Source organism: Aeromonas bivalvium, assembly GCF_046078285.1.
In the GTDB taxonomy this organism is placed as follows: domain Bacteria; phylum Pseudomonadota; class Gammaproteobacteria; order Enterobacterales; family Aeromonadaceae; genus Aeromonas; species Aeromonas bivalvium.
On the sequence record NZ_JBGXBV010000006.1, the window covers coordinates 110,322 to 136,488 of the forward strand.

General features: G+C 65.1%; 23 protein-coding genes and 1 riboswitch. Of the genes, 16 read left to right on the top strand and 7 right to left on the bottom strand.

What is annotated here, in order from left to right:
• Window positions 1–15 precede the first annotated feature (15 nt).
• From lpoB to secF, 6 genes are all read left to right on the top strand, one after another.
• Entirely contained in the window at window positions 16–612 is a 597-nt protein-coding gene (lpoB, locus tag ACEUCR_RS14775) for a penicillin-binding protein activator LpoB (protein WP_408791087.1), read from the top strand.
• Window positions 602–1,435, top strand: a complete 834-nt coding sequence (locus ACEUCR_RS14780; RefSeq protein WP_392444925.1) for a phosphotransferase — start codon at window positions 602–604, stop codon at window positions 1,433–1,435. The genes lpoB and ACEUCR_RS14780 overlap by 11 nt, the downstream gene beginning before the upstream one ends.
• 8 nt (window positions 1,436–1,443) lie before the next feature.
• Window positions 1,444–2,301, top strand: coding sequence for a DUF6279 family lipoprotein (locus ACEUCR_RS14785; protein WP_408791219.1), 858 nt, complete (start codon window positions 1,444–1,446; stop codon window positions 2,299–2,301).
• A 133-nt stretch (window positions 2,302–2,434) separates the two neighbouring features.
• The gene (locus tag ACEUCR_RS14790; RefSeq protein ID WP_408791090.1) at window positions 2,435–2,833 is read left to right on the top strand and encodes a hypothetical protein; all 399 of its coding nucleotides are present in this window, start codon (window positions 2,435–2,437) and stop codon (window positions 2,831–2,833) included.
• A 131-nt stretch (window positions 2,834–2,964) separates the two neighbouring features.
• A complete protein-coding gene (secD, locus tag ACEUCR_RS14795; protein ID WP_392444931.1) occupies window positions 2,965–4,776 on the top strand; it encodes a protein translocase subunit SecD in 1,812 nt (603 codons plus the stop codon).
• A gap of 2 nt (window positions 4,777–4,778) precedes the next feature.
• On the top strand, window positions 4,779–5,693 hold the full coding sequence (gene secF / locus ACEUCR_RS14800) for a protein translocase subunit SecF (protein WP_111874487.1): 915 nt from the start codon (window positions 4,779–4,781) through the stop codon (window positions 5,691–5,693).
• Window positions 5,694–5,762: 69 nt separating this feature from the next.
• On the opposite strand, the gene ACEUCR_RS14805 is transcribed toward secF, so the two are convergent.
• The gene (locus ACEUCR_RS14805; RefSeq protein WP_408791093.1) at window positions 5,763–6,365 is read right to left on the bottom strand and encodes a DUF924 family protein; all 603 of its coding nucleotides are present in this window, start codon (window positions 6,363–6,365) and stop codon (window positions 5,763–5,765) included.
• 333 nt (window positions 6,366–6,698) lie between these two features.
• On the opposite strand from ACEUCR_RS14805, the gene ACEUCR_RS14810 reads away from it, so the two are divergent.
• The 4 genes from ACEUCR_RS14810 to ACEUCR_RS14825 all read left to right on the top strand — a co-directional run bounded on the left by ACEUCR_RS14810 (window position 6,699) and on the right by ACEUCR_RS14825 (window position 11,605).
• Window positions 6,699–6,827: a hypothetical protein gene (locus ACEUCR_RS14810; RefSeq protein WP_408791096.1), complete on the top strand. Its 129-nt coding sequence runs from the start codon at window positions 6,699–6,701 to the stop codon at window positions 6,825–6,827.
• A 2-nt stretch (window positions 6,828–6,829) separates the two neighbouring features.
• Window positions 6,830–7,747, top strand: coding sequence for a DUF808 domain-containing protein (locus tag ACEUCR_RS14815; RefSeq protein ID WP_408791099.1), 918 nt, complete (start codon window positions 6,830–6,832; stop codon window positions 7,745–7,747).
• Between the two features lie 178 nt (window positions 7,748–7,925).
• A complete protein-coding gene (locus ACEUCR_RS14820) occupies window positions 7,926–9,704 on the top strand; it encodes a M3 family oligoendopeptidase (protein ID WP_408791101.1) in 1,779 nt (592 codons plus the stop codon).
• A gap of 71 nt (window positions 9,705–9,775) precedes the next feature.
• Window positions 9,776–11,605: a M3 family oligoendopeptidase gene (locus tag ACEUCR_RS14825; RefSeq protein WP_408791104.1), complete on the top strand. Its 1,830-nt coding sequence runs from the start codon at window positions 9,776–9,778 to the stop codon at window positions 11,603–11,605.
• Here the strand turns inward: ACEUCR_RS14825 and ACEUCR_RS14830 are convergent.
• Entirely contained in the window at window positions 11,598–12,755 is a 1,158-nt protein-coding gene (locus tag ACEUCR_RS14830; RefSeq protein ID WP_408791106.1) for a GGDEF domain-containing protein, read from the bottom strand. The two genes, ACEUCR_RS14825 and ACEUCR_RS14830, sit on opposite strands and share 8 nt — an antisense overlap.
• Before the next feature lie 177 nt (window positions 12,756–12,932).
• Between ACEUCR_RS14830 and ycfP the strand changes: the two genes are divergently transcribed.
• Window positions 12,933–13,472: an alpha/beta hydrolase YcfP gene (gene ycfP / locus ACEUCR_RS14835; RefSeq protein ID WP_041998845.1), complete on the top strand. Its 540-nt coding sequence runs from the start codon at window positions 12,933–12,935 to the stop codon at window positions 13,470–13,472.
• A 78-nt stretch (window positions 13,473–13,550) separates the two neighbouring features.
• Entirely contained in the window at window positions 13,551–14,843 is a 1,293-nt protein-coding gene (locus ACEUCR_RS14840; protein ID WP_041998842.1) for an NAD(P)/FAD-dependent oxidoreductase, read from the top strand.
• An 80-nt stretch (window positions 14,844–14,923) separates the two neighbouring features.
• On the opposite strand, the gene ACEUCR_RS14845 is transcribed toward ACEUCR_RS14840, so the two are convergent.
• Window positions 14,924–16,114, bottom strand: a complete 1,191-nt coding sequence (locus ACEUCR_RS14845) for an OmpP1/FadL family transporter (protein ID WP_408791109.1) — start codon at window positions 16,112–16,114, stop codon at window positions 14,924–14,926.
• 240 nt (window positions 16,115–16,354) lie between these two features.
• Between ACEUCR_RS14845 and ACEUCR_RS14850 the strand changes: the two genes are divergently transcribed.
• Together ACEUCR_RS14850 and ACEUCR_RS14855 are read left to right on the top strand one after the other, a co-directional pair.
• Entirely contained in the window at window positions 16,355–16,672 is a 318-nt protein-coding gene (locus ACEUCR_RS14850) for a heavy metal-binding domain-containing protein (protein ID WP_041998836.1), read from the top strand.
• Window positions 16,673–16,832: 160 nt separating this feature from the next.
• A complete protein-coding gene (locus ACEUCR_RS14855; protein WP_408791112.1) occupies window positions 16,833–17,843 on the top strand; it encodes a S66 family peptidase in 1,011 nt (336 codons plus the stop codon).
• Window positions 17,844–17,906: 63 nt separating this feature from the next.
• On the opposite strand, the gene ACEUCR_RS14860 is transcribed toward ACEUCR_RS14855, so the two are convergent.
• Complete coding sequence (locus ACEUCR_RS14860) at window positions 17,907–20,171, bottom strand: LTA synthase family protein (protein WP_408791115.1); 2,265 nt, start codon at window positions 20,169–20,171, stop codon at window positions 17,907–17,909.
• Between the two features lie 233 nt (window positions 20,172–20,404).
• On the opposite strand from ACEUCR_RS14860, the gene ACEUCR_RS14865 reads away from it, so the two are divergent.
• Entirely contained in the window at window positions 20,405–21,481 is a 1,077-nt protein-coding gene (locus tag ACEUCR_RS14865; RefSeq protein ID WP_408791117.1) for a protein kinase family protein, read from the top strand.
• Window positions 21,482–21,546: 65 nt separating this feature from the next.
• Here ACEUCR_RS14865 and lysC read toward each other — a convergent pair whose 3' ends face one another.
• The gene (gene lysC / locus ACEUCR_RS14870) at window positions 21,547–22,899 is read right to left on the bottom strand and encodes a lysine-sensitive aspartokinase 3 (RefSeq protein WP_408747227.1); all 1,353 of its coding nucleotides are present in this window, start codon (window positions 22,897–22,899) and stop codon (window positions 21,547–21,549) included.
• 86 nt (window positions 22,900–22,985) lie between these two features.
• A riboswitch (Lysine riboswitch) is annotated at window positions 22,986–23,211 on the bottom strand.
• Window positions 23,212–23,320: 109 nt separating this feature from the next.
• On the bottom strand, window positions 23,321–24,649 hold the full coding sequence (argA, locus tag ACEUCR_RS14875) for an amino-acid N-acetyltransferase (RefSeq protein WP_041998822.1): 1,329 nt from the start codon (window positions 24,647–24,649) through the stop codon (window positions 23,321–23,323).
• 251 nt (window positions 24,650–24,900) lie between these two features.
• On the opposite strand from argA, the gene msrA reads away from it, so the two are divergent.
• The gene (gene msrA, locus ACEUCR_RS14880) at window positions 24,901–25,533 is read left to right on the top strand and encodes a peptide-methionine (S)-S-oxide reductase MsrA (RefSeq protein ID WP_041998819.1); all 633 of its coding nucleotides are present in this window, start codon (window positions 24,901–24,903) and stop codon (window positions 25,531–25,533) included.
• 265 nt (window positions 25,534–25,798) lie between these two features.
• On the opposite strand, the gene ACEUCR_RS14885 is transcribed toward msrA, so the two are convergent.
• Window positions 25,799–26,134, bottom strand: a complete 336-nt coding sequence (locus tag ACEUCR_RS14885; RefSeq protein WP_041998816.1) for a DUF3802 family protein — start codon at window positions 26,132–26,134, stop codon at window positions 25,799–25,801.
• Window positions 26,135–26,167: the final 33 nt, after the last annotated feature.

A 26,167-nucleotide genomic window follows, 5' to 3' on the forward strand; every position in this document is an offset into this window, starting at 1 on the left:
TTGAGGAAAGAACCGATGAAGATGAATCATGCCCTGCTCATCCTGGCCGGTGCCCTGCTGCTGGGGGGCTGCTCCAGCACCACGGTGAGCTATGGCGATGCCACCGCCACCGAGACGGTCACCGTGGATTATGGCTCGAGCGATCTGCAGGCCATCGCCGACAAGATGGCCGACTCCCTGCTCGCCTCGCCGGCGGCCTCCGAGATCACCGCGGGGGGGCGTCCCGTGATGTTCATGGACAGCATCCGCAACAAGACCTCGGAGCACATCGACACCGAGGCCATCACAGACACCCTGCGCACCAGGCTGCTGCGCTCGGGCAAGTTCCGCTTCGTCGACATGAGCAAGGTGGCGGCGGTCAGGCAGCAGCTCGAATACCAGCAGGGCAGCGGCATGGTGGACCCTGCAGCCATGGTGCGTCTGGGCAAGCAGACCGGCGCCCGCTACATGGTCTATGGCAACCTCAGCAGCATCGTCAAGGACAACGGCAAGGTGAAGGACGTCTACTACCAGATGACCATGAACCTGATGGACTTGCAGAGCGGCGAGCTGGAGTGGGCGGATCAGAAGGAGATCCGCAAGCAGGCCAAGACCTCGACCTTTGGCTGGTAACCAGGCCCTGCTGGCGAGCCTGCCTGCCCCCTGGCGGACGGGACGGCTCGCCCCCCTGGGGCTCGGCCTGACCAACCGCAACTATCGACTGCGCCTCCCTTCGGGGCGCAGTTACTTTCTGCGGCTGGGTCATCCGGATCCGGTGCGCCTTGGCATCGATCGGGCCACCGAGTGGCAGCTCTATCGCGGGGCCATGGCGGCCGGGCTGGCGCTGCCTTGCCACTACGGGGATCCCGAGCGCGGCATCTTGCTGCTGGACTGGTGCGAGGCGCCGAGCTGGGCACAATCGCCTCCTCCCCGCCATCTGGCGCTGCCCGCCCTGGCGCGGCTGCTGGTGCGGCTGCATCGCCTGCCGGTGCCGACCGTCAGGATGGCGGTGCGGGCCCATGCCGAAGGCTATCGCAGCCGGCTGCGGGCGCCCCCGCCCTGGCTGGCCGCCCTGGAGGCGCCCCTGCTCGCCAGCCGGGAGCCGGACGGCTGCTGGCTCCCTTGCCATCACGATCTCAATCCGGCTAACTTGTTGGGGGAGCGGCCCTGGGTCATCGATTGGGAGTATGGTGCCGCCGGTCACCCGGGATTCGAACTGGCCAGTATCGTGCGAACCCATGGCTGGGACCTGGATGAGATGGCGGCGCTTGAAGCCTGCTATCTTGAAGAACATGCACGGCTCGCCTGTGCCACCCCGATCCCCGTGTTTCAGGGGGCGGCCTTTCTGCCCTGGGTCGACTACATCGCCCTGCTGTGGGCCCTGCTCATGGCCGAACAGGCGCCGGATCCGGCCTATGGCACCCTGATAGCCCATCATCGCCAACGACTGGAGTAACCATCTTGATGACACACCTTTGGCGCAAGAAAACACGAGTCTGGCTGGCGGGTCTGGCCTGCCTGCTGCTGGTCGGCTGTGCGACCCGGGTGATCTACTACTGGCTCGATTCGGCCATCGTCTGGCAGCTGGACGACTACTTCTCCCTGGACCGCGACCAGAAGACCCTGCTGGATACCGAGGTGAAGGGGCTGATGGCCTGGCATCGCCAGCACGAGCTGCCCATCTACGCCCGGGATCTCGATGCCCTGGCCAAGGCGGTGGCCAGCCCCATGACCCCGGCCCAGGTCACTCTCCATCTGGACAGGACACAGGCGAGCCTGGCCCGCACCCTGGAGAACGCCATCCCCCGCACGGTACGCCTGGCCCGTACCCTGACCGATGCCCAGGTGGCGCGCTTCATGGCCGACAGGGTAAAGCGTCAGCAGGAGCGCCAGCATGACTTCCTCACGGAGTCGAAGATTGGGATGCAGCAGGAGTTTCAGGACAAGTTGAGGGAGCGGCTGGTGTTCTGGATAGGCAAGGTGAAGCCGGCCCAGGAGCCGCTCATCGCCCAGTGGGCCGAGTGGCAATACGAGATGATGCCCCCCTGGCTCGAGTTTCAGGGGGCCTGGACCCGGGAGCTGGACAGGTTGATGAAGCAGCGCCAGAGCCCTGACTTTGGCAAGGAGCTGACCCGCCTGCTGCAGCAGGGGGACGGCCTGATGGATGGCCGCTTCACCGGCTATACCGACCAGTCCCGCCAGCGCACCATCCAGTGGCTCAGCGCCTTGAGCCAGTCGATGGATCTCTCCCAGCGCGCCCACCTCTATACCCTGCTCAAGGAGTATGCCGAGGATTTCGAGACCATGACCCGCAGCCGATGAGTGTGTTCGGGGCAGGCGCGGTCTTGCCCCCGTCACCTTGGCTGTGATAGCTTGCCAGCTGTGGGCGCCCGCCCACGGCTTTTATCGGGGTAATATGTCGACCAATCGTCCAGATACAGTGAAATGGATGCTGATGAGCGTGCTCATGGCCTTCATGCTGCTGTTCGCCACTCTTGGCGTGGCGCGATCTGCGGTGGTCGTTCCCCAGCATCAGCACAGTCAGGAGAGCGTCTTCCATGGCGCCAGCGTCCCCGAAGGGGGGGCGGTCAAGTTCATCGGCACCCATCAGAGCCATCTGCTGCGCCTGGAACATGGCCAGCTGAGGGAAGACGAACGTCCGCCGCTCGATTACCAGCTGATCGCCGACTGGTCCGCCGCCTTCTGCCAGCTGCTGCTCGGCGGTCTGCTGCTCTGCCGCGCCCTGCTCTACCAGAGACACAGTTTTCGGGACCAGTTCAGGGCCATTCATCGCCACTGGCTCTGCCGCCGCCACCTGCAATACCGCTTCTCCCAGAGCGCCGTTTCGCGCTGATCCCGAGCCGCCGCCGGGTCAATCCCTGCTGGCCGCTCCCCGGGCAATCCCTGCCCGATATCGACTGATTGTTCGCGATGACGCCCGCCGTGCGGGTGCTCGCCCCGTATCCTTCGAACCGGATCTTCCCTATGAACAGCGTGAGAAAGAGATCGCGCCTCGTGCACAATCGCACGAGCGCCTGGCAGTACGCCCTGTTGCTGCTGATGTTATTGACCTTCGGCTTCTACTCCCTGCCCACCTTCTTCGGTGAGCAGCCCTCCCTCGGCCTGCACGGCCAGACCAGTCTGAGCGCCGGCGATGCCGAGCTGCTGGCCCGGCAGGGCATCGCGGTGCAGCAGACCATCGCCTCGGCGGACAAGCTGGAGCTGGTGTTTGCCAATCAGGCGGATCAACAGCGAGCCAAGCAGCTGCTGGAAGGGCAGGGCCATGACAGCGCCGCCCTGACCCTGGAGTTTCATGCCAATGCCCCTGGCTGGATAAGCCGGCTTGGGGCCAGCCCCATCAAGCTGGGGCTGGATTTGCGGGGTGGCTCCCAGCTGCTGATCGGCGTGGATCTGGACTTCGTGCTGGAGAGCCAGACCCGCAACCTGGTGGACAACCTGCGCAGCGGCCTGCGTGAGGCCCACCTGCGGGGCGGCACCGTGAGCCGGGTCGCGACGGGGGAGGTGCGCATCCTGCTGCCCCAGGACGCACAGCAGACCCCCTGGCTCACCCTCATCAAGGAGAGCGGCGGCGTGCGTCAGGGGCAGTGGTTGCTGTCTCGCAGCGGCAATGAGGTGACCCTGACCCTGAGCGAGGCCGAGCGCAGCCTGCTCATCAACAACGCCGTGACCCAGAACCTGTCAATCCTGAAAAAACGGATCAACGAGCTTGGCATCGTCGAGGCCTCGGTCCAGCGCCAGGGCCAGGACGGCATTCGCATCGAGCTGCCCGGGGTACACAACCCCAGGCAGGCCAAGGAGGTGATCGGGGCCACGGCGTCCCTGGCCTTCTATCAGGCCAGACCCGAGAGCCACTTCGTCATGACCGACAGAGAGGGGCGCAGCGTGGGGCTGGATCGCAAACCCGTGCTGACCGGCGAGCACATCGTCGATGCCAGGGCCAGCATGGGGGAGATGGGTCAACCCCAGGTCGCCATCGTGCTCGATGCCCTGGGGGGGAGCAAGATGAGCCAGTTCAGCCGCCAGCACGTGGGCAGCGCCATGGCGACCCTGTTCACCGAATACAAGACAGACGGCAAGGGCAAGCTTAGGGCCCATAGCGAGGTGATCAACGTCGCCACCATACAGACCGCCCTTGGCAACCAGTTTCGCATCACCGGGATTGGCAGCATGCCAGAGGCCCAGGAGCTCGCCATGTTGCTGCGGGCCGGCGCGCTGACCGCGCCGCTCAAGATCCTGGAGGAGCGCAGCATAGGCCCCACCCTGGGGATGCAGAACATAGAGGCGGGCTTCACCGCCCTGGCGTTTGGCATGGCGGGCATGATGCTGTTCATGATGGCCTGGTATCGCAAGTTTGGCTGGGTGGCCATCTCGGCCCTGCTCGCCAACCTGCTGATGCAGGTGGGCATGCTGGCGGTGCTGCCGGGCGCCGTGCTGACCCTGCCCGGCATCGCCGGTCTGGTGCTCACCGTCGGCATGGCGGTGGATACCCATGTGCTCATCTTCGAGCGGGTGAAAGACAGGTTGCGGGAGGGGGGCAGCCTGGCCGGGGCCATCGACTTCGGTTACCGCTCGGCGTTTAGCACCATCTTCGATGCCAACCTCACCACCCTGATCAGCGCCGTGGTGCTCTACTCCATCGGCTCAGGGCCGTTGCAAGGCTTCTCCATCACCCTGATCCTGGGGCTGGTTTCCAGCATGATCACAGGTATCTGGGGCACCCGTGCCATCATCAATCCCATCTGGGGCAAGAGCAGCCAGCGGCTGCAGAGGGTTTAATCATGTTCCATCGTCTGTTTGCCATGAACCTGACCCGCTGGCGCTATCTTGGCCTGGGCTTCTCCGTACTCGTCACCCTGGCCAGCGTGGCGCTGCTGCTGGGCAACGGCCTGCAACTGGGCCTCGATTTTACCGGCGGCATCTTGCTGGAATTCAAGATCCAGACCCTCAAGGAGGCCCACGAACTCAACGCCCTGCTCGATGGCTCCCTGCAAGCCCTGGTCAGCCTGCAACCGGCCGGGGTGCCCGGGGAGTGGCTGATCAAGCTGCCGCCCCATGGCCTGCCCATGCCAGCCCAGGCCCTGGCGGAGCAGCTGGCCGGCCAGCTCGGCCTGCCGGTGGAGCTGCTGCGCACCACCATAGTCGGCCCCCAGGTGGGCGCCGAGCTGTTCCAGCAGGGGATGATGGCGGTGCTGGTGGCCTCCCTGGCCATCTCTGTCTACCTGGCCTTTCGCTTCGAATGGCGCCAGGCTGTGGGCATACTGCTCTCCGTGCTCCATGACGGCGTGGTGGCCCTGGGGCTGCTGGCCCTGTTTCACATCGAGTTTGATCTCAACGTGATCGCGGGGCTGATGGCGGTGATCGGCTACTCCCTCAACGACAGCATCGTCATCTCGGATCGGCTCAGGGACATACTGAGCTCCCGTACCCGACTCGACATGCACGGCTGCAGCGATCTCGCCATCAAGGCGACCTTCAGCCGCACCATGATAACCTCGGGCACCACCCTGTTTACCGTGGGGGCACTGCTGCTGTTTGGCGGTGACGCCCTCCATGGTTTCGCCTTCACCCTGTTTGCCGGCATCCTGACCGGGACCCTCTCCTCCATCACTGTGGCCTCCACGGTGCAGGAGCTGCTGGGGCTCTCCCCCCAGGCTTACCAGAAGAAGGAGGAAGACCTGGCGCAGGCGGCCTGAGTCGCTGCGCCGCTTGATGAAAAACGGGCCCGTCGGGCCCGTTTCTGCTGATGGCCGCGCCGGGGCGGCTTAAAAGCCGGAGCCGGGCTGCTGCAGGAATGCCGTCTCCTCCTGGGTGCTGGGGCGGCCCAGGATGGCATTGCGGTGGGGGAAGCGCCCGAAGCGCTCGACGATCACCTGATGGCGGCGGGCAAAGTCGGCGAAGCCCTCGAAGGTGGTCCGGGCAGGCCCCGTGGCCTGCTCGGCCGCCAGGGCCTCGAACAGGGCGACGCTCCTGGCCTGTTGCTCGCGGCACTCCGCGTGTTCCAGGGGCAGGTAGAAGAAGACCCGCGCCAGGGGGGAGAGGGATCTGTCCGCCCCGAGGGCGAGGCCCGCCAGGCAGAGGTCACGGGCCTTGCCATCCTGGGCAAAGGCGCCCGGGGTGTCCCGGTGGATGTTGCGCGGCAACTGATCCAGCAGCAGGATCAGCGCCAGCCGGCCGGCGGGCACTTCGGCCCAGTGAGCCAGCTCGCCCCTGGCCGCCCCCGCGGCCAGTTCGCCGAAGCGGCGGGCCAGCAGGGCATCGGTCTCGCTGTTCTTGCCCCACCAGAGGGGGGCTTGCCGCTGGGCGCGGGGGGCGTCGTCGGCGTCATCGCCAAACCAGAAATCGAGCAGAGGCTGCCAGGCTTGCATGGGAACTCCTTGGGCTGGGGTGATCCGAGTCGGTGTCATCCGACTCAGGGGCTGCCGAAACGGCGGCTTCTGGTTACACTGTGCCATCTTTTGCCTGCAACAAGAAACCCCCTCTGGTGGGCACTCGCGTGTGGCGTCAGCCCGGCGAGCTGGCTTGGGTACCTGAGGGCGTTTTCCCACTGATACAAGGAAGGTTTGATGATGGCCGGAGCCAGTTTGTTAACCCTGCCGGGTGATATTGCCAGCGTGCCGGGTGATGTCGCCCTGATGACCGGGGCGGTGACCAAGAAGATCGACGCGCTGTTTCCCCACTGATACAAGGAAGGTTTGATAATGGCCGGAGCCAGTCTGTTAACCCTGCCGGGTGATATTGCCAGCGTGCCGGGTGATGTCGCCCTGATGACCGGGGCGGTGACCAAGAAGATCGCCGCGCTGTTTCCCACTGATATAAGGAAGGTTTGATAATGGCCGGATCCAGTTTGTTAACCCTGCTCGATGATATTGCCAGCGTGCTCGACGATGTCGCCCTGATGACCAAGATGGCGGCCAAGAAGACCGCCGGGGTACTGGGGGACGATCTCGCCCTCAACGCCGAGCAGGTCTCCGGGGTGCGGGCCGAGCGGGAGCTGCCCGTGGTGTGGGCGGTGGCCAAGGGGTCGTTTCGCAACAAGCTGATCCTGGTGCCCGCCGCCATCGCCATCAGCGCCCTCATCCCCTGGCTCATCACCCCGCTGCTGATGCTGGGGGGCGCCTACCTCTGTTTCGAAGGCGCCGAGAAGCTGGTCCACAAGTTCCTGCCCCACGGGGCAGAAGAGGAACAGGGGCAGGTTGATGCCATCCCGGATGATCTGATGGCCTTCGAGCGGCAGAAGGTGAAGGGGGCCATTCGCACCGACTTCATCCTGTCGGCGGAGATCATCGTCATCGCCCTCGGCACAGTGCAGGGGGCCAGCCTGATGCTGCAACTGTCGGTGGTGGCGGGGATCGCCGTCCTGATGACGGTGGGGGTCTACGGCCTGGTGGGCCTTATCGTCAAGCTCGACGACATCGGCCTGCACCTGCTTCAAAAGCCCGATGGCGGCGCGGTGCGCCGGGCCCTGGGGCAGGGGCTGCTGGCGACGGCGCCCCGCCTGATGCACCTGCTGGCCCTGGTCGGCACCATCGCCATGTTCATGGTGGGGGGGGGCATCCTGGTCCATGGCTGGCCCTTCGCCCACCACCTGATCGAGGGGATCGCCGGCGCGAGCGCCAGCCTGCCGACCGTGGGAGGCCTGCTGGCCGCCGTGACGCCGACCCTGCTAAGCGCCCTGGTCGGGGTGGCGGCGGGCATGGTGCTGGTGCTGGCCATGACGCTAGTGAGCCGGCTCAAGCCCGCCAAGTAACGGGCGGGCGTCGGATCGGCCCTCGGTCGACAGGGGCCGTCGCACCCGACCAGGATTGTCCAGGGCGTTGACTCGGATGGGGGCTGGGCAAGGGCCCGCCCCCTTCGTAGTATCCGAACTGGCACTCGCCCACAGAGGCGGGGCCAGATGACATGGATGCAAACAAACAAGGACAGTTATGAACCCACCCGTCTGGCAGGATGATCACATCTATGCCGCCCCCGACTGCCCGGCGCTCGCCGCCGATTTCCATCAGGCCAACCAGGCCCTGGCCACCCTGGGCCAGCTGGTTGAGCAGATCCCCCATACCACAGAGATCAATGCCTTGCGTCATCTGCTTCGGGCCATCCGGCGCCTGACCACGCAGGTGCATCGCCTGGCCTGGAACGGCCAGACCTATGGCTACAACCGGCTCAGTCGCGATGGCCGCGACGAGAAGGCCAGGGCGCTCTATGGCCGCAGCCAGCAGTTGCAGGCGAGCCTGGCCCAGCTTGGCAAGCCGGTGTCCTTGTTCTGGCTGAACGCCCCCGAGGTGAGGGTGCGGGCCCTGCTGCAGGATCCCGAGCTGTTTGAGCTTGCCTACCTCATCCACCACGACAGGGGGCAGCAGGATCAGTGGCTCTCCCTCGAGAGCGAGCAGCTGATCGAGGGGCTGGCGGTGGATGGCCTGCAGGGCTGGGGGGATCTCTACGACAACCTGGTGGGGCGGCTGACCCCAGTGGTGGAGGGGGTGGTCATGGGGCTGGCCCAGGCGGACAACCTGCTGGCCCACCCGGATCGGGCGCGCCGGGCCGGGGCCTGGCACGCCATCCAGGCCGCCTGGGGGGCGGAGCAGGAGACGGTGGCCGCCATCCTCAACGCCATCAACGGCTGGCGCAACGAGCTGGCCAGCCAGCGCGGCAGGGGACGCAGGCTGGACGCCCTCGACGTCAGCTGCCATCAGGAGCGCATCGCCCGCGCCACCCTGGAGACCCTGATGGCAGCGGCGAAGGAGCACAGGGAGCTGGGGCGCCGCGCCCTGCGGGCCATGGCCTGCGCCCAGCAGATAGCGGACTTTGCCCCCTGGGATCGCCATGCTCCGGCCCCCCAGATCGCGTGCGGCAGATTCGGCTTCGAGCAGGCGCTGGATCTGGTGGCCCAGGCCTTTGCCGCCTTCGATCCCGAGATGGGGGCCTTCGCCCGCATGATGGCCGACCAGGGGTGGATAGATGCGGCCCCGAGCGAACACAGGCGCAGCGGCGCCTACAGCACAGAGTATGCCGACCCGCCCGAGCCTCGCGTCTTCCTCACCTTCGAGGGGACCCTGGACAACGTCATTACCCTGGCTCACGAGCTGGGTCACGCCTGGCACAGCTGGCTGCTAAGAGACCTCCCCCTGGAGCAGCGGGAGTATCCTAAGACGCTGGCGGAGACCGCCTCCCTCTTTGCCGAGACCCTGGTGCGCGACGCCCTGCTGGCCGCCACCGACAGGGTGGAGCAGCGCCGGGTCATCGCCTGGCTGGACGGGGAGCGGGCCGCGAGCCTGCTGCTCGATGTGCCCGCCCGCTTCGATTTCGAGCGGGCCCTGGTGGCGGCGCGGGAGCAGGGCTATGTGGGGGCGAGCCAGTTGCGGGCCATGATGAAATCGGCGCAGCAGCAGTGGTATGGTGACAGCCTCAGTCGATATGACGAGCTGCTCTGGGCCAGCAAGAGCCACTTCTCCATCGCCGCGTTCGGCTTTTACAACTACCCCTATCTGTTTGGCTACCTGTTCAGCCTGGGGCTCCATGCCCAGCATGAGCGCAGCGGGGGCGAGTTTGTCTTCGCCTATCGCGAGCTGCTTCGCGACACCGGCCGCATGAGCGCCGAGGCCCTGGTGGAGAAGCACCTGGGGGTGGATATTCGCGAACCTGGCTTCTGGCAGGAGAGCCTGCGCTATGTAGAGGAGGCGGTGGTGCGCCTGGAGCGGCTGGTATAGTCTCGCCCCTTTTTCTGGACATGACACCTGTTTCACGACGGACCCAGTCCGTCTCTGACCATGAGGATCCGATGCAACAAAGCGCCTATCCACAAACCTGGCACAACCAGCACATCTATCGTGCCCTCGACTGCCCCGAGCTGGCGGCGGACATGAGCCAGGCCCGGGCCAGCCTGGCCGGGCTGGCGGTCTTTATCACGGGCCTGGCCCTGGCGCCGGGCAACCCCGATGCCCTGACGGACGGCTTGCGAGAGGTGCGGCTGCGGGCCAGGCGCATTCGCGAAATAGGCTGGAACGTCGCCGTGCTGGCGGCTTGCCGTGGCAGTCAGGACGCCCGGGATCCCCTGGCCAGGCAGTGGGCCTCCCGGGCCCGGGCCCTCAATGCGGACTTGTTCAAGACGCTTGCCCCCATCGAAGATCTGATGCTGGGACTGCCGGCGCCCGAGTTTGAACGCCTGATGGCCGATCCCCTGCTCGGAGAAGAGGCGTACCGGTTGCGCCACGAGCGTCGCCTGCAGGATCAACGCCTGCCGGTGGCGGCGGAGCAGCTGGTCATCGGCCTTGGCACCGACGGCCTGCACGCCTGGGGCAACCTCTACAACGATCTGGCAGGCAAGATCCGGCTGACTATCGAGGGGCGCGACATGGGGCTGGCCGAGGCGAGCAACCTGCTCTCCAGCCCGGATCGTGCCCTGCGCCGGGCGGCGTTCGATGCCATCAGCGCCGGCTGGGAAGGGGAGCAGGAGACGGTGGCCGCCATCCTCAATGCCCTCAACGGCTGGCGCCTGGAGCTCTCGCGCCAGCGCGGCAGGGTGCGGACCCTGGATGCCCTGGATCTCTCCTGCCACCAGAGCCATATCGAGCGGGCGACCCTGGAAGCCCTCATGGCCGAGACGTATCGGGCCCGGGGGCTGGGGCAGCGGGCCCTGGGGCTGATGGCCGGGCGGCTTGGCATAGAAGCCATGGGGCCGGAGGATTTGTTTGCGCCGCCCCCGGCCGCCAGCAGCCGGGCCATCCCGTTCGAGGAGGCGGTCGACCTCATCGCAGAGGCCTTCGCGCGCTTCGACCCCGAGATGGGGGACTTTGCCCGCATGATGGCCGAGCGCGGCTGGATTGACGCGGCGCCGACCCCCAACCGGCGCACCGGAGCCTACTGCACCAAGTTTGCCTCCCCGGTGGAGCCGCGCGTCTTCATCACCTATGGGGGCACCCAGGACAACGTCATCACCCTCGCCCACGAGTTGGGGCACGCCTGGCACAACTGGCTCATCCGGGACTTGCCCATGAGTCAGCGCAGCTATCCCATGACCCTGGCGGAGACCGCCTCCATCTTCGCCGAGACCCTGGTGCGCAGCGCCCTGTTCGAGCAGGCGCAGAGTCCCGAGGAGCGCCTGGCCATGGCCTGGGCGGAAGCCGACGGCGCCGCCACCTTCCTGGTCAACATCCCGGCCCGTTTCGATTTCGAACGGGCCCTGGTGGCCGAGCGGGCGTCGGGATATGTCTCCCCGGCGCGGCTCAAGGCGCTGACGGATGAGGCCTGGGGCCGTTGGTATGAGCAGAGCCTTGACCGTTATCACCCTATGTTCTGGGCTGCCAAGGGGCATTTTTCCATCGCGGGCTTCGGCTTTTACAACTACCCCTACCTGTTTGGCTATCTGTTCAGCCTGGGGGTCTATCGGCAGCTGATGAGCCGCAAGGGGGCAGGGGAGGCGAACGTGGCCCAGGCCTATCGCGCCTTGCTGCGGGACACAGGGCGCATGAGCGCCGAAGATCTGGTGGCAAGACACCTGGGGCAGGATATCCGCGAAGCGGCCTTCTGGCGCCAGAGCCTGGAGGTGGTAGAAGGGGCGGTGACGCGCCTGGCCGAGCTGGTCGGGGAGCCTGAGTCTGGGGTCAATTGAGCTGGGCAGCCAGCTCCTGCTGGCAGGCCACGCAGTTGCGTCCGCGCCGTTTGGCGAGGTAGAGGGCGAGATCGGCCTGCTTGAGCAGCTCGGCCAGGGAGGATCCCCGGCCGCTGGCCACCCCTATGCTCACCGTGATGCGCAGGATCCCCAGTTCGCAGACGAGGGGGGAGGCGGCTATCTGGCTGCGCAGGTACTCGGCGCGGGCGTGGGCATTGGCCAGATCCTCCCCGGGCAGCAGGATGGCAAACTCCTCGCCGCCGACCCGGGCCAGGATGGCCGGGGTGCCCATATGGTGTTGCAGCAGGTGGGCGAGGTGGCAGAGCAGCCGATCGCCCGTGTCGTGGCCATGATGGTCGTTGACCTGCTTGAAGTGATCCACGTCGATGAGCAGCAGGGCGCGCTGGGGATCGGTCTGCGCCTGCCAATGGGTCTCGAAGCCGCGGCGATTGAGCAGCTGGGTCAGGCTGTCTCGCAAGGAGAGTTCGTTGAGCTTGCGGGTATTGCGCAGCACCACCATGAAGAACTGGCCCAGTTGCAGACCTGTGGTGAGCAGCCAGACCACCAGCAACGCCACCAGGTTGGGATGGGACTGGGAGGGGATGTCCTGGCTTGGCAGCGGCAGGCTCTGGGCCATGAGGATCCGCTGCCCCCAGACCAGGATGGCCAGCAGCCCCAGCAGGCTGAGCAGGCCGCTGAGGGGGGCGCCCACCTGCTGGCTGAGGGGACGGGCCGAGTAGCAGATCATCAGAAAGCCGCTGATGCCGGAGAAGAGAGCCAGCAGCAACAGACGCAGGTGGCTCTGGGTCAGACTGGGCCCCACCCAGGCCAGCAGCAGGGCAGCGAGCAGGGTGATGGTCAGCCAGCGGAGCAGGGGGAATCTGCCCCGATCGAAGCGGTAGGCGCGCCCCCACAAGAGGGTGAAGCCGCAGAGCACCAGGATATCCGCCCCCGTGTAGCAGAGCCAGGGATCCAGGACGCCGCGCCGGGCAAACAGGACGAGGGCCGCGGCCCAGCACAGGGAGTAGGCGGCGCCGAGCAGGCAGGTGAGACGCTCGCTGCGCACCAGCCAGGCGGTCAGGGTCCAGAGCACAGCATACAGACCCATCTGGGCGGCCAGTAACAGATAACTCAGGGCGATTCCGTTCACGCCATCCTCATCCGTTGTTTTTTGTGTTTGAAGCGTAGCAACTTATCGGGGCCGGCAGCGGACGCAACCGACGACCACAGTCGTGATCCAAAGCAAGAAAGCCGCATGTTTTGGTGGCGCCGGGCCCGTCTGCTGCGGTAGTTTCGAAAGAACCGACACAGAGTCTGAGGTCTTACCATGATCATCTATCTGCATGGCTTCGATGCCACTAGCCCTGGCAATCATGAGAAGGTGCTGCAGTTGCAGTATATCGATGATGATGTGCGCTTCGTACACTACAGCACCATACATCCCCGCCACGACATGAGTCACCTGCTCAAGGAGGTGAAGAAGCAGCTCGACATGAGCACGGACCCCAAGCCCCTCATCTGCGGCGTGGGGCTCGGCGGCTACTGGAGCGAGCGGATCGGTTTTCTGTGTGGCATCAAGCAGGTGATCTTCAACCCTAACCTGCACCCCGAGATCAACATGGAAGGGCGCATCGACCGCCCCGAGGAGTACCAGGACATTGGCACTAAATGCGTGTCAGAATTTCGTAATAAAAACTCGGGAAATTGCCTGTGTATCCTTTCCGTGCGGGATGAAGTGGGTAATAATGCGGACACTGAGCGTGAATTGAAGAATTATTACGACATCGTGTGGGATGAGCGGGAGAGTCACAAATTCAAGAACATCTCCCATCACCTGCAGCGGATGAAGGCCTTCAAGGAGGCCTGATGCAGTCACGTCATGGATTCAACTATCAAGGGAGCCTCCGGCTCCCTTAGCTTTAAATGGAACCTGAGGTAATTCACCATGACCAATATCGTTGTCGTCGGCGGCGGGGCTGGCGGGCTGGAGCTGGCCACCAGCCTGGGCCGCAAGCTGGGCAAGAAGAACAAGGCACAGATCACCCTGGTGGACCGCAATCGCACCCACCTGTGGAAACCCCTGCTGCACGAAGTGGCCACCGGCTCCATGGACGCGGGCATCGATGCCCTGAGCTACCAGTCCCATGCCAAGAACCACGGGTTTGACTTCCAGCTCGGCAGCCTGACCGCCATCAAGCGTGACGAGAAGCGCATCGTGCTGGCCCCGATCCACGACGAGGATGGGGAGCTGGTGGTCCATGAGCGCGAGCTGCCCTATGACATCCTGGTGATGGCCATCGGCTCCGTCTCCAACGATTTCAACACCCCGGGCATCAAGGATCACTGCATCTTCCTGGACAGCCCCTCCCAGGCGCACCGTTTCCACGACCACATGATGAACCGCTTCTTGCAGTTCGCCACCGAATACCAGCCCGGTGACAAGGTCAAGATCGCCATCGTCGGTGGCGGCGCCACCGGGGTGGAGCTCTCCGCCGAGCTCTACAACGCGGTGGAGCAGCTCTACGCCTACGGCTTCAAGAACCTCACCACAGACAGCCTCAAGGTGACCCTGGTGGAAGCGGGCCCCCGCATCCTGCCGGCCCTGCCAGAGCGCATCAGCGGCGCCGCCCATCAGGAGCTGGTCAAGCTGGGGGTGGACGTGCGTACCGGCACCATGATCACCGAAGCGACCAGCGAGGGGCTGCACACCAAGGATGGCGAGCTGATTGAGGCAGACCTCATGGTGTGGGCTGCCGGCATCAAGGCGCCGGACTTCATGAAGGAGATCGCGGGTCTGGAAACCAACCGCATCAACCAGCTGGTGGTGCACCAGACCCTGCAGACCACCCGTGACGAGAATATCTTCGTCATCGGCGACTGCGCGGCCTGCCCGCAGCCCGATGGCAAGTTCGTGCCGCCGCGGGCCCAGTCCGCCCACCAGATGGCGACCCAGGCCTACAAGAACATACTGGCCAAGCTGGCGGGTGGCGAGATGAAGCCCTACCTCTACCACGACCACGGCTCCCTGGTCTCCTTGAGTCGCTTCTCCACCGTGGGCAGCCTGATGGGCAACCTGATGCGCGGCTCCATGATGGTGGAGGGCTACATCGCCCGTCTGGTCTACATCTCCCTGTACCGGATGCACCAGGTGGCCCTGCACGGCTATGTGAAGACCGGCCTCATCATGCTGGTGGGCCGCATCAACCGGGTGCTGAGACCGACCCTGAAGCTGCACTGAGTGCCATCGTGACGTTATGACGAAAGGGAGAGGCCGAGGCCTCTCCCTTTTTCATGGTGTGCCCGGCATCCCTGCCCGGCTCAGAACTGCTTGCTGTAGTTGACCGCGAAGAAGTAGAGGGCGGGAGAGTCGTAGCGACCGGACAGGTGCCCCTCCTGCACCCTGGCGCTGTCAATGCGGGCATATTCAACACCCGCCCCGATGGCATCCTGCTCGTTGATCCCGTAGCGCAAGCCGGCCCCCACCCTGAGGGTCTGGCCGCTTGGCACTGTGAGGGAGGTCTTGTCCTGATCCTTGTAGGCGCTGGAGTCGTACGCCAGCCCCCCGTTCAGGGTCCATTGGGGGGTCAGGTTGTGCTGCAGTCCGACGGCCAGGTGATAGGTGTCCTGATAGCGGTTTTTCGCCGCGCTGCTCTGGTCGAACACGGCCACCTCGTTGTTGTTGTAGTCGCTCCAGTCCTGCCAGCCGAGATTGCCCATGATGGCCCAATCGCGGCTGAGGCTGTGGTAGGCGCTGATCATCAGTTGCTGCGGGCTGTTGACCATGCCGGAGAGGGGCAAGTCGACCGTGATCCCGGGCAGGTTGGGTCGATCGATGGTCGCCTGGGTCTGAATGTCGAAGTGATACTCGACCGCGCTGCTATAGCCCAGGCCAAAGCGGGTTCCCTGATCGACTTCATACAGGATCCCCAGCTTGGCGTTGAGGGCCCAATCGCTGTCATCGAGCTTGCGCCCTCCCTGGGGCGTGTCGCGCTTGAGGGAGAAGAGACCGTAGTTGATGCCAAGGGCGGCGCCCAGGGACCAGTGCTCGTCGAGGCGATAGGCGAGGGAGGGTTGCAGGGTGAGGGCGACCAGGGTGGCCTCCTGGATGAGCTGCTCGCCCGCCCAGTCACCGAAGTCCAGCCCCAGGCCAAAGTTGCCGTAGGTCGCCACGCCGAGGGTCCAGCGATCATCTATCTGCTGGCTGTAATAAAAAGAGGCGGCGGGGAACCAGCCGATCACGGTATCCACATCCGCCTGGGCCGGATCATCGAGATCGTAGGGGACGTCCCCATAGAGGGCCTGACCAGCGACCGTCAGGTGGCGCCCCTTGAGATGGCTCAATCCCGCCGGGTTCATGAACTGCACAGTGGCATCCTGGGCTCTCGCCGCCATGCCGGCCGAGGCCAGGCCGAGGTCATCCGTGCCCGTCTCGTACAGGTAGAGGCCACCGGCCTGGCTGTGGACGCTCACCAGCAGGCACAGGGGTAGCAGCAATCGATGTTGTCTCATGTTTCTCCCTTCTGACATTCGGTCAGCCACGGCAGTCGCGCTTTGGCGCCGACGTTAAGGCCAGTCACTGGCACCGCACCAGTATAGATGGGCATTTGACTGTGTAATCAAACGGTTGCTTTTTTCGCCCCCGGTTGCACTCTCCCTGCTCATTCGGGGGGCATGGGGTTATCGCGCCGCCTCTTGCCTGTTACCCTGACAGGCCCGGGCGCGGCGCGCCCCCCCTTACAAGGAGATCCCATGATCCTCTCAACCACCCCCACCCTGGAAGGCAAGGCCATTCGCGAATATCGCGGCATCGTGGTCGGCGAGGCCATTCTCGGCGCCAACGTGTTCAAGGATCTGTTCGCCGGCATCCGCGACATCATAGGCGGGCGCTCCGGCGCCTATGAAAAGGAGCTGGCCCGGGCCCGGGAGATCGCCTTCGATGAACTCAAGGAGCGGGCCCAGGCCCTCGGTGCCAACGCCGTGGTCGGCATCGACCTCGATTACGAGGTGGTCGGCCAGAACGGCAGCATGCTGATGGTGAGCATCAGCGGTACCGCCGTGGTGGTGTGACTCCGATGAGGCGCCGATGGCCCATCGGCGATCAGCCGTGCAGGGCGCCGACAGGGCATTGGCGCAAGAGTCCGAAGCACGAGTTTACTGCTGGATGCCCCCTTCCCCCGGGGCCAGGGCCTCGTCGTGAGGAGGGCGGTGAAACAGGGAGTGCACCTTGATGACACGACTTCGCCCCCCGCGGCTCAGGCCCGGGGACACCATCGGCTTTTTCTCCCCCGCCAGTGCGGCCACCGCCTGGGCACCGACCCGGTTTGCCCGGGCCAGGGCGTACCTCGAGGGAGAGGGCTTTCGGCTCAAGGCGGGCAACCTGACCGGGGCGCAGGATCACTGGCGCTCCGGCACCATAGCGGCGCGGGCCGCCGAGCTCAATGCCCTCATCCGGGATCCGCAAGTCCGTTGCATCATGTCGGTGATCGGTGGCAGCAACGCCAACTCCCTGCTGCCTTATGTCGATTACGAGGCATTGCAGCGGGATCCCAAGATAGTCGTCGGCTACTCGGACATGACGGCCCTGCTGCTCGGCATCCATGCCAGAACCGGCCTGGTGACCTTCTACGGGCCCGCCCTGGTGGCCTCCTTTGGCGAGTTCTCCCCCCTGGTGGATGAGACCCTGGCGGCGTTTCTGGCGATCTGCGCTGACGGCGGCTCCCCCTTGCCCCTTGGCTTGCCGACCCCGACGCACTGGACCGAGGAGCGGCTGGCATGGGAGAGCCAGACCCGGGCCAAGTTGTGCCAGCCCAACCGGCTCGTCTCGGTGGGGACGGGCCGGGGGCGGGGGCGGCTCATGGGGGGCAATCTCAATACCCTGTCAGGGATCTGGGGCTCTCCCTATATGCCGGCCATCGGGCGGGGGGACATCCTGCTGCTGGAAGACAGCCTCAAGCAGGCAGAGACGGTGGAGCGGGGGTTTGCCCACCTCAAGCTGTGCGGGGTGTTCGAGCGCATCGGTGCCCTCATCCTTGGCAAGCACGAGGGGTTTGACAGCCAGGGCAGTGGCAAGGCGCCCCTCGACATCCTGCTGGAGGTGGTGGGGGAGCCCGATTTCCCTATCCTGGCAGAGTTCGACTGCGCTCATACCCACCCCATGTTGACGGTGCCACTCGGCATCGAGGCCGAGCTGGATCTGGATGCCCAGCGCCTGAGCCTGTGCGAGCCCTGGTGGCGCTAGGGGGGCCTTGCCACAGACAAAGAGGCCGCAACTGCGGCCTCTTTGTCATCAGGTCGCGCCGGCTCAGGGCAGGGTCTCGGGGCGAAAGCTTTCGCGGATCTGCGGCACCAGGGGCGAGACGTCGAATCCCTTCTCCTGCCCGAGTACGGGGTGGAGCAGGGGGCCATCGCTAAGGGGGGTGAGATCCCCGGCCAGCAGGGCGCGGGTCGCCTGACCCATCTGGTAGAGCTGGCGCACGGCACCAAACTGGCGCGCGAGATCCAGGCTGCCGTCATTGCGGGTAAAGGCCATCATGGGGATCTGATAGCTGGCATCCCGGGGCGGCTTGTCCCCATGGATCCCCTTGCCCGCCGGCATCAGGTAGGGCTGATGATCGCCAAAGGCCACCACCAGGTAGCGTTTGCCGCTGGCATCCAGGGCCTTGAGCAGCCGCTCCAGGGAGGCCATGGCATCCACCACCCCCGTGTAGTAGGTGTTGAGCAGCTGGCGCTCGGCCGGCGCGAGATCCGGGCAGGCCTTGTCGAGCTGCTGGGCCTGATAACGCACGCCGTCGTAGGGGCCATGACCCTGCATGGTGACCCCGTAGGCGAACAGCGGCTGGTCATCCTGGTTGCTGCGCCTGAGCAGGTGATCGATCAGGGCATGGTCCGACACATAGAGTCCCTTGTACTCCAGGCTGGTGAAATGGTCGCTGAACCAGCGCTCCTCATACCCCAATGCCGCAATGGCCTTCTCCCGCCCCCAGAACTTCTCGGTATAGGGGTGGGCGAACAGGGTGCGATAGCCGCTCGCCCTGGCGGTCTGAGCCAGCCCGGGCACCCGATCGCGCAGATAGTAGTAGGGCACTATGCCCTGCTTGAGCAGCCCCACCGGCAGCCCTGTGTTCATCTCGAACTCCGGCAGCACCGTCATGCCCCCCGTGGTGGGGGAGTGGATGGTCTTGTGCCACTGGGACACGGTGGCGGGCAGCTTCAGGGTGGGGGCGGGGGCGCAGATCCTGGCTTGCCAGTCGAGCCAGAGGGACTCGTATTGCAGCACTATCACCCTGTCCCAGCGAGGCTGGGCCGGGGACGGGGGCTGCGGCCGGGTCTGGCTCAGGCTGGGGGCCTGGCTCTGCAAGGGGTAGCGAAAGATGTTGCCGCTTTGCAGCATGTCGTCCACCAGGTTGAACAGGTAGAGACCGGGGCCGGCGCGGATGATGTCCCTGTGGTAGTTGACCGCCCTGTCCATGTAGCGGATGTTGACCCCCAGCAGCAGGTTGCCGGCCTGGGTGGCGAACACGCACAGGGCGAAGAAGGCGACGGTCGCGGCCAGGGTGCGCAGCACCCAGCGCGACAGGGCGAAGTACCAGCACAGGAAGAGGAGGGCGAGGCCGAATACCCAGGGCAGCAGCGGATGCTGCTCGGTCAGGATGCGGGCCAGGGCCAGCAGGTTGCCCAGATCGTCCCCCCCGAGCGGCACCCCGTAGATGGCGATCTTCACGAAGTTGGCGAGCAGCCCCACGGCGCAGAGCAGGGCGAACACCAGCCCCATGTAGAGGTTGAAACCGGCCAGGGCGCACAGTCCCCAGCCAAGCACCATGCTGCCCCAGGCCAGGTAGTAGTGCTCGGGGCGAAAGCCGGTCCAGAGCAGGAACTCGCCGACCCGAAACACCACGAAGCCGTGGAGCAGCACGAAGGTGAGGTTGCCGAGCAGCAGGCAGCCCATCAGTCGCCAGGCGAGCCCCCGGCGCAAGAGCGGCAGGCAGATGCGCAGGGCGGCGGCGCAGATCAGCAGCACCAGCCCCAGGCTTGCCAGCAGATAGCTGAGGTTGAACCCCTGCTCCGGCAGGGGTTGCAGTATGCGGCGCAGCCCGCCGCTGTCCTCCCGGCCCGCCAGCTGCAGGCCGATGCGCAGCTGATAGTGGTTGGAGAGGGCGTCGTCCGGTGCCCTAATGGTGCTGTTGAGATCGAGGCTGCACCCCTTGGGATCGCAGCGCTGGCGCTTGTCGGCCCGCTGGCTCTGGGTGGCGATGGCCGCGCCCTGCTCCCCCAGCAGCTCCACCAGCACCCTGTCCGCCGGTTGCAGCGGTTGTCTGAGCTGCCACTGGCTGTGCACCACCAGATAGAGGCCGCGGTTGTCACTCTTGTAGAGCAGGGAGTGACGGACCAGGGTGGCGACCGGGTTGTCGGCCGGCCCCAGCACCATGGGCCTGGCCGGACTCAGCAGGTTGGCCGGGCTTAAGATCGGCAGCAGCAGGGTGAACAGCAGCAGGGCAGACAGCAGCGCCAGCATCAGAGCTGGCAGCGGGGGAACCCGTGGCCGTTGGCCTGGGCGTGAGAGGGGCATAAGGGCTCGTCCTTTGAGCATCATCTTGCTTGCATTGATGTTGACCGATGGTGCTGGCCTTGCCCTTGCTTGTCAATTTAATGACAGAAAAATGAAGGGATGCGGACACTTGTGTGACCGGGATCCGGTCCCGCCCTCTGTTTCTGTGATGAAAGCGGCATCATGAGAGGATGGCGCTGGCAAGGGAGCGGGGGCGATGTTTACTCTCTCAATAACGAATGGGGGAGACTGTAATGAATCCTAAAGTTGCCGGACGCCAGGCGAGACTACTAGCGATGTTGCAGCGCAACGACGAGATACGGGTTGGCCGCGAGCGCGATTGCCCCCTCTCCCTCGCCCAGTTGCAGAGCCTGGGGGAGGGGCATCCTGCCGTGATCGCGCTCCACGATGGCGGCCTCAGCGCCCAGGTGTTTCACCTCAAGGTCGAGGGCCATCACTGGTGTCTCAAGCGCAGGCGCGCCGTCTCCCGGGTCGCCAATCCCGATGGTCAGACCGCCTTTCTCACCGAGCTCGAACGCCGGCGGGAGATAGAGGCCCTGCGCGAGCTGCATCCCACCCTGCTGCCCAATGTGGTCTGCACCAGCTTCGGCTCGGCCCGGGCCGGGATCCTGCTCTCCCCCTGGCTGCGGGGCGAGCCGGTGCGCACTCTCTGCGAGCGCAACCTGGCCCAGATGCTGGCGGCCGAGGCCGAGCTGGCCCGCTGGGGCTGGTTTGACTGGGATCCGAGCCCGGGCAACCTGCTCGACGACGGCCAGCAGATCAGCCTGTTCGATTTCGGTTACACCTGGCCCTTCGATCCCCGCTTCGAGTTCAACTCCAACGGCCTGTGCGACCCAGAGTTTCATGTGGTGGAGCGTCTCGAGACCCGCACCCTGTCCGGGCTCTGGCTCGACGAGGTCAATCCGTTGGCGCAGTTTGCCTGCTGGCGACGCCTCACCCTGGCCTGGGCCGAGCAGGAGCTGGCGCGTCTGAGCCGGGAGGGGGCCTGTGCCCCCGTGCTGGCGAGGCTGGAAGGGCTCGCCGGCGAGTGGCGCACCGCCCTGAGCGGCGAGGAGGCGCTGGCGGCAAACTGGCTCAAGGACATGTATCGCAGCCATCGCCTGGACGTGCTGGACGATCTGGGCGGCAAGAGCTGCGGCCCCCTGACCCTGAGGCGACTCGACTGGCTGGAACATGCCCTGCGCCATCTCTATGAGGAGCTGGCCGAGGGCGCGCAGCTGGGGGGGATGAGCCAGTCCCAGCTGCTCGAGGAGCTGGCCCGCTGGCGTGAGCAGGCCAGGGCGTGGCAGCTGAGCCCGGCACCGGCCTGATCCCGGGACCAGACACGACAGAGGGCGCCCTAGGCGCCCTCTTTGCTGCAGTGACCGCTGGCCGCTCAGTCGAGCAGCTCCTGGTGCAGGCGATTGACTATCTCGCCTGCCTCGCTCTCTTGCACCAGGAAGCAGAGGTTGTGGGCGCTGGCGCCGTAACAGATCATGCGGATGTTGTGCTCGCGCATGGCGTCGAATACCCGGCTGCCCACCCCGGCGGCCTCGCTCATCCGGTTGCCGATGAGGGCCACCAGCGCCAGGTTCGTCTCCACTTTCACCTTGCACAGCTGGCCCAGCTCCGCCAGCACCTTGTCGCCCAGGATGGGCTCGCCGTTGCTCTGGCTGCCGGTGTGATCCAGGGTCAGCGACACGCTCACCTCCGAGGTGGTGATGAGATCCACCGAGATGCGGTGGCGGGCCAGGATGCCGAACACCTCGGCCAGGAAGCCGTAGGCGTGGAACATGTTGAGGCTGTGCAGGGTCACTAGCACCTGCTGGCGGCGCAGGGCCACGGCGCGAAACAACGGGCTGCTCTGGGTGGTGGCGCGGATCCAGGTGCCCCCTGCCGCCGGATCCTTGCTGGAGCCGACAAACACGGGAATGTCCCGGCGCACCGCGGGTTGCAGGGTGGCCGGATGCAGCACCTTGGCGCCGAAGGTGGCCATCTCCGCCGCTTCCACGAAGCTGATCTCCGGGATAGGGCGGGCGCGGCTGACCAGGCGCGGGTCCGTGGTGTAGATCCCGGGGACGTCGGTCCAGATCTCGATGGCGGTGGCATCCAGGGCCTCGGCAAGGAGGGCGGCGCTGTAGTCGGAGCCGCCGCGGCCCAGGGTGGTGGTGCGGCCATCGCCATCGGCGCCGATGAAGCCCTGGGTGATGATGAGGGTGTCACCGAGCAGGGGACCCAGAGCCTGCTGGCAGAGGGTGCGGCTGGCAGCGAGATCCACGCTGGCCTTGCCAAAACGGCTGTCGGTGCGCAGCAGCTGGCGCGCATCCTGCCACTGGGCCTTGACGCCCCGCTGGCACAGGAGTTCGGTAAAGAGCCGGGTGGACATCAGCTCGCCACAGGCGATCAGGCGATCCGCCAGCTCGGCATCTGTCTGCTGGGTGGCCTGGAGCGCCATCTTGCGAATGTCGCCGAGCAGACCATGGATGATGGCAGAGGCTTCGCTCGGCTGGCCGAGGTCTTGCAATATGCTCTGCTGAATGTCGGCCAATTTGCCGAGCTGCGCCTCGCGCTCCCCTTCATCGAGTTCGCCCTGGGCCAGGGCCACCAGCAGGTTGGTGACCCCCGAGCTTGCGCTCAGCACCACCAGCCGGGTTGCCGGGTTGGCCAGCACTATGTTGGCGCAGTTGTTCATGGCGGCGGCATTGGCGACGCTGGTTCCGCCAAACTTGGCGACGTTGAAAGGGCTCATTGCATACTCCTGTCTATATCAAATATCCGGATCCATGGGGCAAAGAGACAGGGGAGGGCAGAAAATGGCAGGAATGATGAAGGATCCCGGCCAGAAGCGCTCCACCTGCAGAGCCCATCCAGTACCCGGCCAGGATCTGGCCCGGGTAGTGGATAGACACTACCGATGACAACCCGGGGGATTCAGCCCCCGCGGCCGACGGTGAGGATACCAGGCTCCTCCTGCGTCTCGGCGCTGCTCCCCCTCAATCGGCATCATGGGACTCTGGTGTCCTGCTCCGATCTACCTGGGCAACGCTCCTCTTCTGGCTCCACCCGCTGGGGGTGGAGTGCAGTTAGAAATAACCCGCGTTGGATTGCACTGTCAATCGAGTTTCGAAAAAAGTTCAGTTTCTGGTCGAAGGCAACGCAAAATCAATAGCTTAAAAAATAGTCTTTGACAAAACCTTGGATCGACGCTGCCAGTTGTAGAGCCGCTGGCGCGCCACCGGCAGGGCCTCGACCTCCAGGGGCTCGAAGCCCCGCTCCCTGAACCAGTGGATGGAGCGGGTGGTGAGCACGAACAGCTGGCGGATGCCGAGCCGTTTGGCCCGCTCCGCCACCTTGGCCACCAGCTGGTCGCCCCGGTTGGAGTTGCGGTACTCGGGGTGAATGGCGACGCAGGCCATCTCGGCCATGGCCTCCTCCATGAAGCAGTAGAGGGCCGCGCAGCCGATGATGAGGCCGTCCCGCTCTATGATGGTGAACTTGTCTATCTCCATCTCCAGCTGCTCCCGGGAGCGGCGCACCAGGATCCCTTCCTCCTCCAGGGGGCGGATGAGATCCAGGATGCCGCCTATGTCCTCTATGGTGGCGGCGCGGGCCCGTTCGGCGCTCTCGCGCACTATCTGGGTCCCCAGCCCCTCGCGGCTGAACAGCTCCTGCAGCATGGCGCCGTCTTCCTGATAACTCACCAGGTGGGAGCGGGGCACGCCGCCGCGGCAGGAGGCGATGGCCGCCCGCAGGTAGCGGGCGGTGCCGGACATCTCTTCCCCCGCCTGCTCCAGCGCCACCAGCAGCTCCTCCGCCTGCTCGGGGAAGAGCTCGGAGATGGCGTGGCCCTGTCTGTCCAGCACCCCCTGGGTACTGCTGAAGCAGATCAGCTTGTCGGCCTTGAGATCCACGGCGATGCGTCTGGCCACCTCTTCCGAGGTGAGATTGAAACTCTCCCCGGTGACCGAGCAGCCGATGGGGGAGACGAGCACCAGGTTCTGCTGATCGAGCTGGCGCACTATCCCCTCCACGTCGATGCGACGGACCCGGCCGCTGTGGCAGTAGTCGACCCCATCGTCTATTCCCAGGGGCTGGGCGGTGACAAAGTTGCCGCTCACCACGCTGATGCGGGCCCCCTGCATGGGGGTGTTGGCCAGCCCCATGGAGAGCTTGGCGGTGATGTCGAATTGCAGGCCGCCGCTCACCTGCTTGATGAGGGCGAAGCTGGGGTCGTCGGTGACCCGGACTCGTTTGTGGTAATGGGCCTCGATGCCGGCGCGGGACAGGGCCTCGTCGTTCTGGGGACGGGCACCAAATACCAGTACCAGCCGAATCCCGAGTGTCTGGAGCAGGGCGATGTCACTGACGATGTTGGCAAAGTTGGGATGGGCGATGGACTCCCCTCCCATCATCAGCACGAAGGTGGCACCCCTGTGCACGTTGACATAGGGGGTGGACTGCCGAAAGGCATGGACCAGGCTGGGTTCACGTTCACGCACTCGAGATTCATCCATAAAAAAACAGCAATGGGCCCAATATATGAAAATAAATTCACAAATCAAGACTAAATATTGATTTGGCGCGATTTGTTGCCGTCACGGCCTCGCCCCGGGAGTCTGATGGTCCGAGATGACGAGGTCATGACTCGCCACCTTGAGGGAGCAGGGCGGTTGATCCGGCGGAGCAAACTCCTTATCTTCACCCTTCTTGCCGATGTCACGGGCTGGACCCGCTATTTAAGGATGAGTCAATGGAAGCGATATTGAGTGCCGAACAGGCCCTTCCCGGGCGCGATGAGCCCATGGTCATTGGTCAGCTGCACGCTGTCAACGGCCACCCGACCCAGGGGCCCTGGCCCGAGGGGCTGGCGCTGGCCTGGTTTGGCATGGGGTGTTTCTGGGGGGTGGAGCGTCTGTTCTGGCAGCAGGCCGGCATCTATTCGAGTGCGGCCGGTTATCAGGGGGGCCATACCCCGAACCCCAGCTACCAGGAGGTGTGCAGCGGCCAGACCGGCCACGCCGAGACGGTGCAGCTGGTGTTCGACCCCAAGGTCATCTCCTACGGCGAGCTGCTGCGCCTGTTCTGGGAGCACCATGATCCGGCCCAGGGCATGCGCCAGGGCGGGGATCTGGGTACCCAGTACCGCTCCGTCATCTTCTGTGGCGACGAGGAGCAGCAGGCCCTGGCTCAGGCGAGCCTGGTCGCCTACCAGAGCGCCATGGCCGCCAGCGGCGACCCGCGCACCATCACCACCGAGATAAGGCCGCTGGCGCCCTTCTACTATGCAGAGGATTACCATCAGCAGTATCTGCATAAAAATCCGGAAGGCTATTGCGGCCTCGGTGGCATAGGGGTCTGCCTGCCCCCCAGTCTGGCGCGCTAGTTGGCGCCGCTTGGTGCTGGCAGCAAAATAAGTTAAAAAAAATGGGCAACAAAGCGGAACTTGGCCGGGAAGGTGTGGACTAACTAGTTAGCAGCCAAGGATGGCGGCGATGCCAGACACATGATGAGCCTCCCAACCATGATAGCAAGCGGGGCCGCCCTCAAGGGGCGGCCCTTCTCATTTCTGCTCTCCGACCCCCGGGCGGCGTCGCCATCCATGCGGCGGGCATCATGCGCCGCGGCTGGGGCTATTGGATCGGGGAAGATCAGTGGATGGCGCTGTCGAACAGGTTCTTGATGAGGTCGATGAATTCGTTCAGGAAGGCGTGCTGCTGCTCGGTCGGGGCCTGGAGCCAGACGGCGGAGAGCACCTCCTCCAGATCCGCGACCACGGCGTCGGCTTCCTGCATCATCACGAAGCGCAACTTGGCATCGAGCTGGGGGTTCTGCTCGCACAGGGTCATCAGGCTGTTGGCGACCCGGCTGCTCACCAGATCCTCTATGGTCAGCTCGCCCTGACCGGACTGATGGCCTTCAAACAGGCTGAGCCGTTCAACCAAATACTCAATCAGCGCTATATAGCCGTCACTCTCAACCACCATGGGGTGCTACCTCATCGAAAAAATCAGGGCGTA

Excerpts from the sequence above, each read along its gene's own strand:
- lpoB (WP_408791087.1), top strand. The coding sequence starts at position 16 with ATGAAGATGAATCATGCCCTGCTCATCCTGGCCGGTGCCCTGCTGCTG.
- ACEUCR_RS14785 (WP_408791219.1), top strand. The coding sequence starts at position 1,444 with ATGACACACCTTTGGCGCAAGAAAACACGAGTCTGGCTGGCGGGTCTG.
- ACEUCR_RS14790 (WP_408791090.1), top strand. The coding sequence starts at position 2,435 with ATGAGCGTGCTCATGGCCTTCATGCTGCTGTTCGCCACTCTTGGCGTG.
- secD (WP_392444931.1), top strand. The coding sequence starts at position 2,965 with ATGAACAGCGTGAGAAAGAGATCGCGCCTCGTGCACAATCGCACGAGC.
- secF (WP_111874487.1), top strand. The coding sequence starts at position 4,779 with ATGTTCCATCGTCTGTTTGCCATGAACCTGACCCGCTGGCGCTATCTT.
- ACEUCR_RS14805 (WP_408791093.1), bottom strand. The coding sequence starts at position 6,365 with ATGCAAGCCTGGCAGCCTCTGCTCGATTTCTGGTTTGGCGATGACGCC.
- ACEUCR_RS14810 (WP_408791096.1), top strand. The coding sequence starts at position 6,699 with ATGGCCGGAGCCAGTCTGTTAACCCTGCCGGGTGATATTGCCAGCGTG.
- ACEUCR_RS14815 (WP_408791099.1), top strand. The coding sequence starts at position 6,830 with ATGGCCGGATCCAGTTTGTTAACCCTGCTCGATGATATTGCCAGCGTG.
- ACEUCR_RS14820 (WP_408791101.1), top strand. The coding sequence starts at position 7,926 with ATGAACCCACCCGTCTGGCAGGATGATCACATCTATGCCGCCCCCGAC.
- ACEUCR_RS14825 (WP_408791104.1), top strand. The coding sequence starts at position 9,776 with ATGCAACAAAGCGCCTATCCACAAACCTGGCACAACCAGCACATCTAT.
- ycfP (WP_041998845.1), top strand. The coding sequence starts at position 12,933 with ATGATCATCTATCTGCATGGCTTCGATGCCACTAGCCCTGGCAATCAT.
- ACEUCR_RS14840 (WP_041998842.1), top strand. The coding sequence starts at position 13,551 with ATGACCAATATCGTTGTCGTCGGCGGCGGGGCTGGCGGGCTGGAGCTG.
- ACEUCR_RS14845 (WP_408791109.1), bottom strand. The coding sequence starts at position 16,114 with ATGAGACAACATCGATTGCTGCTACCCCTGTGCCTGCTGGTGAGCGTC.
- ACEUCR_RS14850 (WP_041998836.1), top strand. The coding sequence starts at position 16,355 with ATGATCCTCTCAACCACCCCCACCCTGGAAGGCAAGGCCATTCGCGAA.
- ACEUCR_RS14855 (WP_408791112.1), top strand. The coding sequence starts at position 16,833 with ATGACACGACTTCGCCCCCCGCGGCTCAGGCCCGGGGACACCATCGGC.
- ACEUCR_RS14860 (WP_408791115.1), bottom strand. The coding sequence starts at position 20,171 with ATGCCCCTCTCACGCCCAGGCCAACGGCCACGGGTTCCCCCGCTGCCA.
- ACEUCR_RS14865 (WP_408791117.1), top strand. The coding sequence starts at position 20,405 with ATGAATCCTAAAGTTGCCGGACGCCAGGCGAGACTACTAGCGATGTTG.
- lysC (WP_408747227.1), bottom strand. The coding sequence starts at position 22,899 with ATGAGCCCTTTCAACGTCGCCAAGTTTGGCGGAACCAGCGTCGCCAAT.
- msrA (WP_041998819.1), top strand. The coding sequence starts at position 24,901 with ATGGAAGCGATATTGAGTGCCGAACAGGCCCTTCCCGGGCGCGATGAG.
- ACEUCR_RS14885 (WP_041998816.1), bottom strand. The coding sequence starts at position 26,134 with ATGGTGGTTGAGAGTGACGGCTATATAGCGCTGATTGAGTATTTGGTT.